Here is a 14,345-nt window from a genome sequence, read left to right as displayed (position 1 = left end):
GCCGGCAACGGCCGCGGAAGGTTCAACCGTGCTTGAGATCATCCTTGTTTCGACGCTCAACGGCGTCCTTTACGGCATGCTGCTGTTCCTGATGGCCAGCGGGCTGACCGTCATTTTCAGCATGATGGGCGTGCTCAACCTTGCCCATGCGAGCTTCTACATGCTCGGCGCGTTCTTCGGCTTCGAGATCAGCCGCAGGCTGGGTTTCTGGCCAGCGCTCATCATCGCCCCGGTACTCGTCGGGCTGATCGGCATGGCCGTAGAGCGCTACGGGCTGCGCCGCGTGCACAAGCACGGCCACGTCGCCGAGCTGCTCTTCACCTTCGGCCTCACCTTCGTCATCACCGAGATGGTCGAGATGTTCTGGGGTAAGCTGCCGGTCGATTACCGCGTGCCGCCATCTCTCGATTTCGCGGCCTTCACGGTGTTCTCGGTCAACTATCCGGCGTTCAGGCTCTTCGTGCTGCTGATATCGGTCGCGATCTTCATCGCCCTGCTTCTCACGATCAAGCGCACGCGCATCGGCCTTATCGTGCAGGCGGCGCTCACCCATCCGGGCATGGTCGGCATGCTGGGCCACAATGTCGACCGCATCTTCATGCTGGTCTTCGGCGTGGGCGTGGGCCTGGCGGCAATCGCCGGCGTGATCGCCGGGCCGATCCTGATCACGCAGTCCAACATGGCAGCCCTGCTGGGGCCGATCCTGTTCGTCGTCGTGGTCGTCGGCGGGCTGGGCTCGCTCGGCGGTGCGCTCGTCGCGTCCCTGCTGATCGGTCTCGTCCAGACCTTCGCGGTCGCCTTCAACGTCTCGCTTGCCGACCTGTTCGGCACTTCGCAGCTCTCCGCCGTTCTGGAAGTCTGGCTGGCCGACATCTGGCGCGTCACCATCGCGCAGATCGCGCCGATCATGCCGTACATCCTGCTGGTGCTGGTCCTGATCTTCCGGCCGCGCGGACTCATGGGAACCCGTGACACATGAACCAGTCTGCCACGATCTCTTCCGCCGCGCCCGCCTCGACCCGTGCCGGACTTCTCGTCCGGTACGGCATCTGGATCGCGCTGGCGCTCACCCTGCTGCTGCTTCCCTACGTCTTCAGCTCGCGGCTTGCGCTTTCCACCATGAGTCTGATGGGGACGATGATCGTCTTCGCCCTGTCCTACAACATGCTGCTGGGCCAGACGGGACTGCTGTCCTTCGGCCATGCGGTATTCTTCGGGCTGGGCGGTTTCGCCACGGTTCACATGCTCAACCTGGTCGGCGGCAACAGCTATCCGATACCGCTGCCTCTGTTTCCTGTCGTCGGCGCGCTGGGCGGGCTGTTTTTCGGCGTGCTTTTCGGCGCGGTGGCGACGAAACGCGCGGGAACGGCCTTCGCCATGATTACGCTGGGCATCGGCGAGCTCGTCGCGTCCAGCGCGCTCATCCTGCGCCGCTTCTTTGGCGGCGAGGAAGGCATCACCACCGACAGAACAGACATGCTGCGCGTCTTCGGCTACTCTTTCGGTCCGCAGATACAGGTCTACTACCTGATCGCGGCGTGGTGCTTCCTGTCGATCGTGCTGATGTACGCCATCACGCGCACCCCGTTCGGGCGCATCTGCAACGCCGTTCGCGACAACCCCCAGCGTGTCAGCTTCATCGGCTACGATCCCAGCACGGTGCGCTTCATCGCCTTCAGCCTGTCGGGCCTCTTCGCCGGTGTCGCGGGCGGCCTGTCAGCGATCAATTTCGAGATCGTCAACGCCGCGCAGATGGGCGCCGTGGAATCCGGCTCGGTCGTGCTGATGACCTATATCGGCGGTGTCGGAAACTTTGCCGGCCCGATCATCGGCGCGATCCTCGTCACCTGGCTCCAGCTGATACTCAGCGACGCCACGACTGTGTGGCCGCTCTATGTCGGCCTGCTGTTCATCGGGGTGGTGATGTTCGCGCCGGGCGGCATCGCGGGCCTGCTCTCCATGCAGCAGCCGCTGCTGGCCGCGCGCACGCTGCATCGCGTGCTGCCCTACTACTTCCTGATGTTCGTGCCGGGTGCGGTTGCGGTGGCGGGGCTCGCCATGCTTATCGAGACCAGCCACCAGTTCAGCATCAGGGCCGCCTATGGGCCGCGCATGACGCTCTACTCGATCCCGTTCGACGTGACGACGCTGACGCCTTGGGCGATCGGAGCCGTCGTGTTCGCGGTCGGGCTCTGGCTGTTCCTGCGCGCCGCGCGCCTTGCCCGCAACGCCTATGACGCGGCCCTGCCGCAAAGGGGGAACCGATGAACGAAGCCCGCCCTGTTCCGGCCATCGAGCTCGCCGGCGTCCGCAAGAGCTTCGGCCCTATGGAGATCATCCGCGGCGTCGACCTCGTCGTGGCGCCGGGCGAGCGCCATGCCGTCATCGGCCCGAACGGCGCCGGCAAGTCGACGCTGTTCCATCTCATCAGCGGGCACTATCGCCCAGACGGGGGGACGATAGAGCTGCGCGGCGAAGACATTGCCGGCATGCCGCCGCAGCTCATCAACCGGCGCGGCCTGTCGCGCAGCTTCCAGGTCACCAACATCTTCCCGCGCCTGAGCGTGTGGGAAAACGTCCGCTGCGCGACGCTGTGGGCTATGGGCCACAAATATGCGTTCTGGAAAGGGGTGGAGCGGCTGGACGAGGTGAGACGCCGCACCGAGGAAATCCTGACCGAAATCGACCTGATGGACCGCGCGGACGTGCCTGCGGGCGTGCTGACCTATGGCGAGCAGCGCGCGCTCGAGATCGGCCTCACCATCGCCGGCAGCGCCGACGTCATCCTGCTCGACGAGCCCACGGCCGGCATGAGCCATGCCGAGGTGGAACGCGTCGTCGCGCTGATCCGCAAGGTCAGCGAGAACCGCACGCTACTGATGATCGAGCACGACATGCATGTCGTCTTCGATCTGGCAGACCGCATTTCGGTGCTCGTCTACGGACAGGTGATCGCATCGGACACGCCTGAGCGGATCAAGGCCAATGCCGCGGTCCAGCAGGCCTATCTCGGCACGGAGGCCGCATGATGCTTCAGGTAAGCGACCTTCACGCCTATTACGGCAAGAGCCACATCCTGCAGGGCGTAAGCCTCGAAGTGGGCGACAACGAGATCGTCAGCATCCTCGGGCGCAACGGTGTGGGCCGTTCCACCACGCTCAAGGCGATCATGGGCGACCCCGCACCGCAGGGCCGGATCACGTTCCGCGGCAAGCCGGTGGCCGGGCGCAGCCCGCACGAGATCGCGCATCTGGGCATCGGCTTCGTGCCGGAAGAACGCGCCATCTTCCCCTCGCTGACGGTCGAGCAAAACCTGCTTCTGGGCATCAAGCGCGGGGTCGAAAACCCGCGCTGGAGCCTCGAAGAAACGTGGAAGCTCTTCCCGCAGCTCAAGGACCGCGCCAACGCCCCGGGTGGCGCGCTGTCGGGCGGCGAGCAGCAGATGCTCACCATCTGCCGCACGCTCATGGGCAATCCCGATCTCATCATGATCGACGAGCCGACCGAGGGCCTCGCGCCGCAGATGGTGGAACGCATCGGCGAGCTCCTGCAAGAGATCGCGCAGCGGGGCATTTCCATCCTGCTGGTCGAGCAGAGGCTTGTCATCGCGATGCGCATCTCGCACCGCGTCTACGTCATGGGGCACGGCCAGATCGTGTTCGAGGGCACGCCGGCCGAGCTTCTGGCCAACGAGGCGATCCGGCGCGAGTGGCTGGAAGTTTAGGGCCGACTGACTACTGTCTGCTGCGCGCAATGTCGCGCGGCGACAGGCCGTATTTCCTGCGGAACATCGTGGAGAAGTGCGACGAGCTGTTGAAGCCGTGATCGTAGGCGATCGCGGTGATCGACACGCCGTCGCCCCGCGAAATCCGGTCGTAGGCCAGTTGCAGCCTGCGGTTCCAGATCCACTCCGACGCGGACATGTCGCAGTTCCTGAACAGCAGGTGCAGATAGCGCAGCGACATGCCGTTGGCGGTCGCCACCCGCTCCAGCGAAAGGTCGGGCTCGGCGATGTGCGTCTCGATCCACTGCTGGACCGAGCGCAACCTCGCCTTCTGCACCGCCCCTTCGGCGGCCGGCATGTCGCCCTCGCTGGTCATGAGCGAGAAGGCCAGCAAATCCATGAGCTGGCTGCCCAGTCCGGCTCGAACCCCGTCCTCCAGGCGCGAGCCCTCGGTGGCCAGCGTCGCACAGAACTCGGTGGCGATGCGGCCCAGCCCCTGCGTGGTGTTGAGTGCGGCCGACACGGGTATCCGCTCGCGCGGAAAGCGCAGCGCGAACTCGTCGCGCGGTATTTCGAGGTAGAACGAGCGGACCTCGCCATGGCCGTGCAGCTCATACTGTTCGGTCGCGCAGAAGATCGCGCCGCGCGCCGCGTTGGACTTGTGCACCTCGCCGCCCTGCACGACGCTGATGCTGCCCTTGTGCAGGAGCTGGAGATAGTAGCATTCCTTATCCAGCCGCGAGATGTGCTGGCGGTTGCGCCTGATGTTCTGTTCCGAAAGCAGGATGTCCGTCAGCACCACGCCGCCGAATTTCGCCTCGCGAATGAAGCCGCGATAACGCTCGGGATCGGCGGCCTTTACGTCGACATGCACATAGACGTCGCAGATGGCGTCGCGCCACGCAGCATACCGCTTCGCGGGCTCATAATTGTCGGTCGAAAATACAAGGTCCATGGGGTCCTCCACCCTCTACAGAACCCTTGGCCGGCTTCGCGTCGAAGCGATCCTCCTCAGCCCGGACACGGCATTGACGCAGCGTATTCTGCATCGTTGCAGGCGTCCAGCGGACAATCGTGCCACTGCGCTCTCACGCAAAAATCATGCGCCCGTGGAGAAGAATCGCATAGCCGGCGCTCCTAACCTCCGGCCCGATCGTCGGCCCACCCATCTGGACCGACGCAAGGGAGGAATTGCATGCGGGCTCTTGGGCATCTCAGTCAGGAGCAGATCGTCTTCGGTCTGGCCGTCCTTTTGTGCATCGGTTTCGCGATAGCGCTGCCGGGCTTCCTGACGACCAACAATTTGCTCAATCTCGTTCGCAGCGTATCGATCCTTGGCATGCTGGGCGTAGCGATGGGGCTGGTGGTCATCGGCCGGGGCATCGACCTCTCGCTGGTGGCGCTGATGGCCGTCTCGGTCGCATGGACCCTGCAACTGGTCGCCAACGGCGTGCCGCTGCACCAGGCGGTGGCTATGGGGCTCGCCTTCAGCCTCGTGACGGGCACGATCACCGGCTGCCTTGTCGCTTATGTCGAAATCCCCGCCATCTTCGCCACGCTGGCGATGGGGACGCTGATCTACGGGTTCGGGCGCTACTTCCTGCTGCGGCTCGATGTCGTCTACATGCCGGAGGCGGCCCGCCACCTGCTGTGGCTCGGACAGGGCACCATCTACGGCGTGCCGGTGCCCATCTTCGTCTTCGCCGGCGTGTGCCTGATGGGCTACCTGTTCCTCCGCTACACGAGGGCTGGTCACTATCTGCGTGCGGTGGGCGACAACCTTCTGGCCGCGCGCATCACCGGCATACCCGCGCGTCCGGTCATCGTGATGCAGTACGTTCTGTCGTCGCTCATCGGCTTCATGGCCGGCATGGTCACGGCCGCCTCGGTCGCCAGCATGAACACGCGCGTCGCGATCTCGACCTACGTCTACGACGTGATCCTCGTCGTGGTGCTGGGCGGCATCGGCCTGTCGGGCGGCAAGGGCGGCATACGCAACGTCATCGTCGGTACGCTGCTCATCGGCGTGCTGCTGAACGGCATGACGATCATGGACATCCAGTACACCGTCCAGAACGTCATCAAGGGCATCATCCTTCTCACCGCAATCGTGATCGACACGATCGTCAACCCCCGTGACGAGCAGACCGCTCAGCAAGGGGACATCTAGCCTTGTTCTCAATGGGAGGAGCAACATGCGACTGATAACGACCACCCTGCTGGCAACGGCAGTCACCCTTTGCGCCGGAGCGGCCTTCGCTCAGGGCATCGACGACCCCACGCGCGAACCTTACTACAGCGCGTTCGAGGGAAAGCGCGTGGCCTACATACCCGTGGCCATGGGCTTCGACCTCACCGAAGGCTGGGCCGCAGGCCTCAAGGAAGCGCTCGAACCACTGGGCATGACGATCGACATCCGCGATCCCAACTGGAGCACGGATGCGGGCGCTCAGGCGATCACCTCGCTGATCTCGGAAAAGCCCGACGTCATCGTCGTCCATAATCCCGACGTCCAGTCCTATGCCCGCCTCCTGCGCCGGGCCGAGGAAGCCGGCATCTACGTCGTGCAGGTGAACATGCGGTCGAGCTATTCGACCGACGCCTTCATCGGGGCCGACTATGTCGGCATGGGGCAGCGGATTGGCGAACGGCTGGTCGAGGTCTGCTCGCCGGCCAATGGCGGCAGCGGCAAGGTGGCCATCACCCAGGGCGTGCTGACGGCCGCCGCCAGCGTCTACCAAATGCAGGGCATCCAGAACGTGCTGTCGCAGCACGACGACATCCAGATCGTATCGAACCAGGCCGCCGACTGGGACGGCACCAAGGCGAAGAACATCGCCGCGACCGTGATCCAGCAGCATCCGGACCTGTGCGCGATCACCGGCTTCTGGGACGTGATGGACGTGGGCACCGCCGCGGCCATCAAGGAATCGGGCAAGGACGTCTACCTGCTCACGCAGGGCGGCGGCAACCAGATGGCCTGTGACGGGCTGGCCAACGGCACCTATTCGGAGGTCGTCGTCTACCACGTGCCGGGCCAGGCGCGTGATATGGCGACGATGATCAAGCACCTCATCCAGCAGGGGCAGCCGGCCGGCACGACCAAGACCACGCTGTTCACGCCGCTCGACTTCGTGACGAAGGACAACATGACGCCAGCCTCGTGCTGGTCCTTGCCCGGTCTCAACTGACCTGTCGTGCGGGGCATGGGCGGCCGGTCCGCCCATGCCTCCCGTTCCATTGAATAGAGCGAATCCTCATGAGCCTGTCAGACACGATGACACGGTGGCGCTACCGCGCCGTGCCCGACCACCTCGTCGGTGAAATCCTCACCAAGCGCTGGGTCGACAACGCCATCCCGATGCTCATCCTGCTGGCGGTGCTGGCCGTCTTCGGATCGCTGATACCCGACTTCTTCGGTTCCGCCAGCGTGACCAACCTGGCGCGGCAATGGGGCGAGTTCGGGCTGATCGTCATCGCGCTGATGATCGTCATGGTCGCGGGCGGCATCGACCTGTCCGTCGGATCCACCTTCGCGCTCGGCAACATCGTTGCGTTGGCGCTCATCAGCGTCGCGGAATGGTCGGTGCCGGCCGTGGTCGCCACGACCGTCATGTGTGGCGCGGCCGTAGGCCTCGTCAACGGCCTTCTCGTGGGGTATCTGCGGCTGCGCGCCTTCCTGACGACGCTCGTCACCCTCATCATCGTGCGCGCCATCGTCGACATGCTGCTGCTGAAATATTCGGTTTCCATTGCGGCCGCCTTTCCCGATTCCGATCTCTGGTATTTCTTCGGCGAGGGCTTCCTGCTGGGCGCGCCGTTCAGCGTCGTCGTGATCGTGACGATCGCCGTCATCATCCATCTGGTCCTCAGCCGCAGCCGCGCGGGCTGGCACATACTGGCCGTCGGCGGCTCGCGCCGCTCGGCGCACAATGTCGGCATCCCCGTCCGCCGCGTCATCTGCTCGACCTATGTCGTGTCCGGCATCCTCGCGTCGCTCGCGGGCGTCCTGTTCGCCTCGCGCCTCGGCGGCGCCGGGGCCGATACCGGCATCGGTCTGGAGATCGCCGCGCTGACGGCAGCCGTGCTGGGCGGCAACAGCCTCGGTGGCGGACGCGGCTCGGCGGCGAAGGCGGTGATCGGCTCCATCACGGTGATGATTATCGTCAACAGCCTCGTCCGGCTCGGGGTCACCAGCGGTGCGAACTCGCTGCTTCTCGGCATCGTGCTTCTGGCGGCCGTGGCCATCGACGTGCGGTGGCTCAAGAACCGCCACAAGGTCCTGTCAAAGGTATACGTCTCGCCCACCTATGCCGACCTGCCTCCGGCACCGCCGACGAGCGGCGCCTCGCCCTATGCCCTGAATGACCGGCTGCGCCCGGTCGAGCTGATCGGCCTTGGCCGGATCGACGGCCCGGAGGACGTCATCCTCGACGACGACGACAATATCTATGTCGGCGACCGCACCGGCGACATCGTCCGGTTCTTCGCGCCCGACTACAAAAGGCAGGAAGTTTTCGCCCATACCGGCGGACGTCCGCTCGGCATGGCGTTCGCCAAGGATGGTTCGCTGCTGGTGTGCATCGGCGGCATGGGCCTCTATCGCGTGACGATGGACCGCCGGATCGAGCGGCTGACCGACGAGACCAACCGCTCGTGGCTCTCCATCATCGACGATTCGCGCCTGCGGCTGGCGGACGATCTCGACATCGCGCTCGACGGCCGCGTCTTCTTCAGCGAAGCGACGATCCGCTACGAGATGCACGATTGGCCGGTGGACTGCCTGGAATCGCGCGGCAACGGACGTATCGTGTGCTTCGATCCGAACACGGGTTCTACCCGCACGGTGCTGAAGAACCTCGTCTTCCCGAATGGCATCTGCATGACCCATGACGGGCAGTCGTTCCTGTTCGCCGAGACTTGGGGCTGCCGCATCAGCCGCTACTGGTTCGACGGGCCGAAGAAGGGAACGGTGGAGCCGGTCATCTCCGATCTGCCCGGCTACCCGGACAACATCAACCGCGCATCCGACGGTACGTACTGGGTCGCACTGGTTGGCATGCGCACGCCCTCGGTCGATCTGGCGATGAAGATGCCGGGCTTCCGCAAGCGCATGGCGCGCCGCATCGCGCCCGACGAATGGCTCTATCCCAACATCAATACCGGCTGCGTCATCCGCTTCGACGAGAACGGCCGCATCATAGAGACGCTGTGGGATTTCGGTGGCGAGAACCACCCGATGATAACCTCGATGCGAGAGCACAAGGGCCACCTCTACATCGGCGGCATCTTCAACAACCGCATCGGAAAACTGAAGCTGGACGGCATGGACGAGAGCTGGACCGGCCAGACATCCTATTGGGGGCGGACATGATCGCAGCGCTCGCGCGTACGCTGGACAATCTGCTGGGGCGCGGCGAGGCGGCCGTGACCGTGCCGGCGCTGGACGGTGCCATGCGGCCCAACCGCAGGCTGGACGAAGCCGGCACGAAACTGCCGCTCGAAAATGTCGACTGCATCGCCGTTTCAGCCGGCCTGGTTCACGCTTCGGCGGGCGATCATATTCATCGCCTTTCGCCGGCTAAGCAATGGGAGGCGACATATGGATGCGGCGCGCCCATCACCGCCATGGCCGCCGTTGAAGGCGGCCTCGCTGCCGCGCTCGCGACCGGCGAGATCGTCATATTCGGCGGTGCGTTCGACGGAAGGCGCTACGATCCGGGCTTGGCCTGCATCACGGCGATGGTTGCCGGCGGCGGGCGGCTCTACGTCGCCAGCGGGTCGGCGACCAACGGTGCCGATGACTGGCAGCGCGACCTGATGGAACGCAACGCATCCGGCAGCGTCCGGCACATCGATCTGGAGAGCGGGGAAGGCAGCACGCTTGCCGACGGGCTTGCCTGGCCGGCCGGCCTCGCGCTCGCGGGCGACCGTCTCATCGCGTCGGAAGCCTGGCGGCATCGCCTGCTGGGACTTCCGGTCGACGGCGGGCCGGCCGAAGTGCTGGCCGCCGACCTTCCGGCCTATCCCGGCAGGATATCGGCTACAGCCGGCGGATACTGGCTCGCGGGCTTTGCGCCGCGCAGCCAGCTTGTCGAGTTCGTGCTGCGCGAGCCCGCCTATCGCCGGCGCATGCTGGCCGAGGTTCCCCAGCCGTTCTGGGTCGCCCCTACCCTGCGTTCCGGCCGCAGCTTCTACGAACCGCTGCAAGGCGGCGGCGTGAAGCATCTGGGCTTGTTGAAACCTTGGGCCCCGACCATGTCGGCCGGGCTGTGCGTGCGGTTCGACGAGGGCTTGCGCCCGCAATCGAGCCTCCACAGCCGGGCCGACGGAGCCACGCACGGCATCACCAGCGTCATCGAGCACGACGGGCATGTTTTCGCGGCATCGCGTGGTGACGGCGTCGTCGTGGCCCTCCACGCGATGGGAGAAGCCGCATGAACGCCATCGTCGAACTCAGGAACGCTACCAAGGAATATCGCGGCGTTCCAGCGGTGCAGGATGTCAGCTTCGCGCTGCATCGCGGCGAGGTGCACGCCCTTCTGGGCGAGAACGGCGCAGGCAAGTCCACGCTGACCAAGATGATCGCCGGCGTCGTCCATCCGACCTCCGGCGAGCTCTGGGTAGACGGGCAGAAGGTAGAACTGGGCTCGCCCTCCGATGCGCTCGGGCGCGGCATCGCCATGGTCTATCAGGAGACGAGCCTTGTCCCCTCGCTCACCGTCGCGCAGAACATCTATCTCACAGACGACAAGCTCTTTCACCGCCTGCGCGGCATCTACATCGCCGGCCAGCAGTTCCTCCAGTCCCTCAATTTCCACGTCGACCCGACGGCGATGGTCGCGACCCTCGGTGCGGGCCAGAAGCAGATGGTCGAGATCGCGCGCGCGGTGCATCACAACGCGCAGGTCATCATCTTCGACGAGCCCACCGCGACGCTGACGCCGGAGGAGAAGCACCAGTTCTTCTCGCTGGTTAGCCGGCTGAAGCAGCGCGGCGTGTCGATCATCTTCATCAGCCACGCGCTCGAGGAAGCATTGCAGATCGCCGACCGCATCACCGTGATGCGCGACGGCCAGCACGTCGTCACCGACGCGACCTCGGCCTTCGACCGCGAGAAGATCGTGCGCGCGATGGTCGGCCGCACGCTCAGCGGCGAACTCTACGGCTCCCACACGGACCGGCAGGTTCGCGGCGCCGGCGAGAAGGTTCTCAGCGTCCAGAACCTTTCCATGGGCAACATGGTGCGCAACACATCGTTCTCCGTCTTCGCCGGCCAGATCACCGGCGTGTTCGGCCTCATCGGCTCGGGCCGCACGGAGGCGGCGAAGGTGGTGGCCGGCGTTCTCAAGCGAGACTTCTTCCACGGCGGACAGGTGCGGCTCAACGGGCGGCCGGTGCGCTACCGGGTGCCGCGGCCCGCGGTGCGCGATGGCATCATCTACGTCACCGAGGACCGCAAGATCGAGGGCTTCTTCGAAACGATGTCGATCGCCGAGAACATTCATCTGGGTGCGATGGCGGCGGGCCGGACGAAATCGACCACGGTTTCCATGAAGGAGATGCGCGCCATCGCGAAGGAATGGATCGACGCCCTGAACGTCAAGGCGATCAACGCGGATGCGCGGGTGATCGAGCTTTCCGGCGGCAACCAGCAGAAGGTCGTGGTGGCCAAGGCGCTCGTGCAGAAGCCGAAGCTGGTCATATTCGACGAACCGACGCGCGGGGTCGATGTCGGCGCCATCGCCGAAATCCACCACCTCATCAACCGGCTCGCCGACGAGGGCATCGCGGTGATGGTGATCTCGTCCTACCTGCCGGAAATCCTCCAGCTTTCGGACCGCATCCTCGTCTGCCGGCAGGGACGCATCGTGGAGGAGTTCGAGGGCCACCGCGCGGACGAGGAAACCATAATGTATGCGGCTGTCCACTGATGAAGCGGCTCCTGAAGACGACGAAGCCGGTCAGGCGCGTCGAGACCATCGATGACATCGCCGCGATCGAGGCGACGCCCTATGACGAGCTGATCACGGCGCGCAACCTCCATGATCTGTTTGCCGCCACCGCGCAGCACTGCGGCGACCGCCCCGCGCTCACCGTCCTGCGTTCACCCGACGCGGAAGATGTCGGCATCTCACTGACCCATCGCGAACTGCTGGGCGAGATCACGCGCACCGCCAACATGTTCCGCAGGCTTGGCCTCGCACCGGGCAGGGGCGTCGCGGCGTTCCTGTCGCCCACGCTGCCGGAACTGCCGGCTCTGCTGCTCGGCGCGCAGGTTGCCGGCGTCGCCAGCTCGCTCAACTATCTGCTCAGCCGCGAGGCGATCTTCGACCTGCTCGATGCCGAAGGGGCGACGATCCTGATCGTGCCGGCCCGGTCGCTTGACGAGATGTGCTGGGACAAGACGCAGGGCGTGTTCGACCATGTGCCGAGCCTGCAACGCGTGCTGGTGATCGGCGACGATCCAATGGAAGATGCCGACGGTTTCACGCGACTGGTCGATGCGCTTTCGCCCTCCCCTGCCGATGCGCTCGATTTCGAACCGTCGCAGGATCGGAACGCGGTCTGTGCCCTGTTTCACACCGGCGGAACGACTGGCCGGCCCAAGCTCGTACGGCTGACCGCCGGAAACCAGATCCACGCCGCGTTCTCCTTCGCCCAGGTCTTCGGCTATGACGAGAACGATGTCGTCATCAACGGCTTCCCGTTCTTCCATGTCGGGGGGACGATGACGGTGGGGCTGTCGGTGCTGGCGGCCGGCGCTCACATGATCGTGCCGTCGCCCTACGCGCTTCGCCCGCCCGCAGTGGTGGAAAACTACTGGAGACTTGTGGAGGATTTCGGCGTCACGGTCATCAACGGCGTGCCGACCTCGATCGCCGCGCTTACCAACACATGGCATCAAGGCATCGACGCATCATCAGTCCGCATGGCCCTGACGGGGGGCGCGGTGCTGCCGAAAGCCGTCGGCAGCCGTTTCGAGGCGACGACCGGCATCAGGCTTTACGAGACCTACGGCATGACGGAGACGGCTGCCGCCATCGCCTTCAACCCCGGCCGGGGCGAGCCGCTGGCCGGCAGCGTCGGCTTCCGCGCGCCGTTTTCGCAGACGCGTATCGTGCGCCTCGATACCGACGACGACACGCTTTGCGAGCCGGGCGAAAGCGGGTTGGTTCAGGTGAAAGGACCACAGGTCTTTCCGGGCTATGTCGATCAGGCGCACAACATCGGCACGCTTGATGCGGATGGCTGGCTTACAACGGGCGACGTGGGCTACCTGCGCAGCGACGGCCGGCTGGTGCTGACCGGGCGCGAAAAGGATCTGATCGTGCGCAGCGGGCACAATATCGACCCGGCCGCAATCGAAGACGTGGCCAACCAGTTTGCCGGCGTGCATATCAGTGCGGCGGTCGGCATGCCCGACCAGTATGCCGGCGAGGTGCCCGCCCTGTTCGTCGTGCCGGCGCCGGGGATGCAGATCGACCTCGCGGCGCTGAAGGCGCATCTGGAGGCGCATGTGCACGAGCCGCCGGCCCGGCCTCGCAGCATCCTGGTCATCGACGCGCTGCCCGTCACGGCGGTGGGCAAGATCTACAAGCCGGCGCTTCGCGACATGGCGATCGAGGAAAAGGTTCGCCTCGAACTTGGCATTGCTGCCGGCAGCGCTGCGAAGGCCCGGGTGACGGTTTCGCTCGACGCCCAGAAGCATACGCTGGTCGATGTCGAGGTAACGGGCGCCACCGCGCAACAGATCGCGGCGCTGGAGGCAGCCTTGCAGCCGCTGCCGCAAACCTACCGCGTGAGCGCGGCCGCCAGCGAAAACGCCGACGAAGGTGTTCTGCTGGCAGTTGAAGGCGGCGTTGCCACGATCACGCTGAACCGGCCGGCAAGCCGCAACGCGCTTTCGCAGGCCATGGTGCAGGCGCTGGAAAGCCGGCTGAGGGAAGCAGCCGCCCTGCCGGCATTGCGGGTGCTGATCCTTGCGGCCACGGGCGAGGCCTTCTGCGCGGGCGGCGACCTCGTCGAGTTCGAGCAGGCACAGCAGGCAGGCGGAAGCCGCCTCATCGACATGCTCGCCTACAATCTCGGCGTCATCCAGATGATCGAGGATTTTCCGGTTCCCGTCATCGCCGCTGTCAACGGCGTCGCCGTCGCCGGCGGGCTGGAACTGCTGCTCGCCTGCGACATCATCGTCGCGGCCGAGGGGGCAAGGCTCGGCGACGGCCATGCGAAATACGGCATCGTGCCGGCCGGCGGCGCGACTGTGCGCTTGCCGGAACGGATCGGAACGTCGCGGGCGGCCCTGCTGTTCAATACGGCCAGCCTGCTCGATGCGGCAACGCTGCGCGACTGGGGTCTCGTCAACGAGACGGTACCGAAGGACCGGCTCATGGCGAGGGCGGTGGAGATCGCGCAGGAGATTTGCCGCTGCAGCCCGCAAGCGCTTGCTCATGTGCGGTGGCTCACGCGGCCAGGCTCTCGAGACGTCGAGAGGCAGGGACGTATGTATGCGGAGATCGAACGCTTCGCGCTTCATCTCGACGGCCCCGACCTTGAGGAAGGCCTGACAGCGTTCCGGGAAAAGAGACCGCCTGTCTATGGCGACCGCAAGGATTGA

At 65.4% G+C, this 14,345-nt stretch carries 11 protein-coding genes; 10 read left to right on the top strand and 1 reads right to left on the bottom strand.

Annotated features, from left to right (window positions below; translation table 11 throughout):
• Positions 1-28 precede the first annotated feature (28 nt).
• Genes FY036_RS15150 through FY036_RS15135 form a run of 4 tightly spaced genes read left to right on the top strand, consistent with a single transcriptional unit; the run spans position 29 to position 3,724 of the window.
• Positions 29-979: a branched-chain amino acid ABC transporter permease gene (locus tag FY036_RS15150; RefSeq protein WP_148915572.1), complete on the top strand. Its 951-nt coding sequence runs from the start codon at positions 29-31 to the stop codon at positions 977-979.
• The gene (locus FY036_RS15145) at positions 976-2,268 is read left to right on the top strand and encodes a branched-chain amino acid ABC transporter permease (protein ID WP_148915571.1); all 1,293 of its coding nucleotides are present in this window, start codon (positions 976-978) and stop codon (positions 2,266-2,268) included. The genes FY036_RS15150 and FY036_RS15145 overlap by 4 nt, the downstream gene beginning before the upstream one ends.
• A complete protein-coding gene (locus FY036_RS15140; RefSeq protein ID WP_148915570.1) occupies positions 2,265-3,029 on the top strand; it encodes an ABC transporter ATP-binding protein in 765 nt (254 codons plus the stop codon). The genes FY036_RS15145 and FY036_RS15140 overlap by 4 nt, the downstream gene beginning before the upstream one ends.
• Positions 3,029-3,724: an ABC transporter ATP-binding protein gene (locus tag FY036_RS15135; RefSeq protein ID WP_148915630.1), complete on the top strand. Its 696-nt coding sequence runs from the start codon at positions 3,029-3,031 to the stop codon at positions 3,722-3,724. Before FY036_RS15140 ends, FY036_RS15135 begins: the two co-directional genes overlap by 1 nt.
• A 10-nt stretch (positions 3,725-3,734) precedes the next feature.
• On the opposite strand, the gene FY036_RS15130 is transcribed toward FY036_RS15135, so the two are convergent.
• Positions 3,735-4,679 (bottom strand): helix-turn-helix domain-containing protein, encoded by a 945-nt coding sequence (locus tag FY036_RS15130; RefSeq protein ID WP_148915569.1) that lies wholly within the window; start codon positions 4,677-4,679, stop codon positions 3,735-3,737.
• Between the two features lie 240 nt (positions 4,680-4,919).
• Here FY036_RS15130 and FY036_RS15125 point away from each other — a divergent pair, with 240 nt between their 5' ends.
• From FY036_RS15125 to FY036_RS15100, 6 genes are all read left to right on the top strand, one after another.
• On the top strand, positions 4,920-5,894 hold the full coding sequence (locus FY036_RS15125; RefSeq protein WP_148915568.1) for an ABC transporter permease: 975 nt from the start codon (positions 4,920-4,922) through the stop codon (positions 5,892-5,894).
• Positions 5,895-5,919: 25 nt separating this feature from the next.
• Positions 5,920-6,915, top strand: coding sequence for a sugar ABC transporter substrate-binding protein (locus FY036_RS15120; RefSeq protein ID WP_148915567.1), 996 nt, complete (start codon positions 5,920-5,922; stop codon positions 6,913-6,915).
• Positions 6,916-6,983: 68 nt separating this feature from the next.
• A complete protein-coding gene (locus FY036_RS15115) occupies positions 6,984-9,098 on the top strand; it encodes an ABC transporter permease (protein WP_148915566.1) in 2,115 nt (704 codons plus the stop codon).
• On the top strand, positions 9,095-10,165 hold the full coding sequence (locus FY036_RS15110; protein WP_148915565.1) for a strictosidine synthase: 1,071 nt from the start codon (positions 9,095-9,097) through the stop codon (positions 10,163-10,165). Before FY036_RS15115 ends, FY036_RS15110 begins: the two co-directional genes overlap by 4 nt.
• On the top strand, positions 10,162-11,658 hold the full coding sequence (locus tag FY036_RS15105) for a sugar ABC transporter ATP-binding protein (protein WP_148915564.1): 1,497 nt from the start codon (positions 10,162-10,164) through the stop codon (positions 11,656-11,658). The genes FY036_RS15110 and FY036_RS15105 overlap by 4 nt, the downstream gene beginning before the upstream one ends.
• On the top strand, positions 11,658-14,345 hold the full coding sequence (locus FY036_RS15100) for an AMP-binding protein (protein ID WP_148915563.1): 2,688 nt from the start codon (positions 11,658-11,660) through the stop codon (positions 14,343-14,345). Before FY036_RS15105 ends, FY036_RS15100 begins: the two co-directional genes overlap by 1 nt.

The organism is Neoaquamicrobium microcysteis, assembly GCF_008180155.1.
In the GTDB taxonomy this organism is placed as follows: Bacteria; Pseudomonadota; Alphaproteobacteria; order Rhizobiales; family Rhizobiaceae; genus Aerobium; species Aerobium microcysteis.
This window is presented reverse-complemented; position numbering and strand designations above follow the sequence as displayed.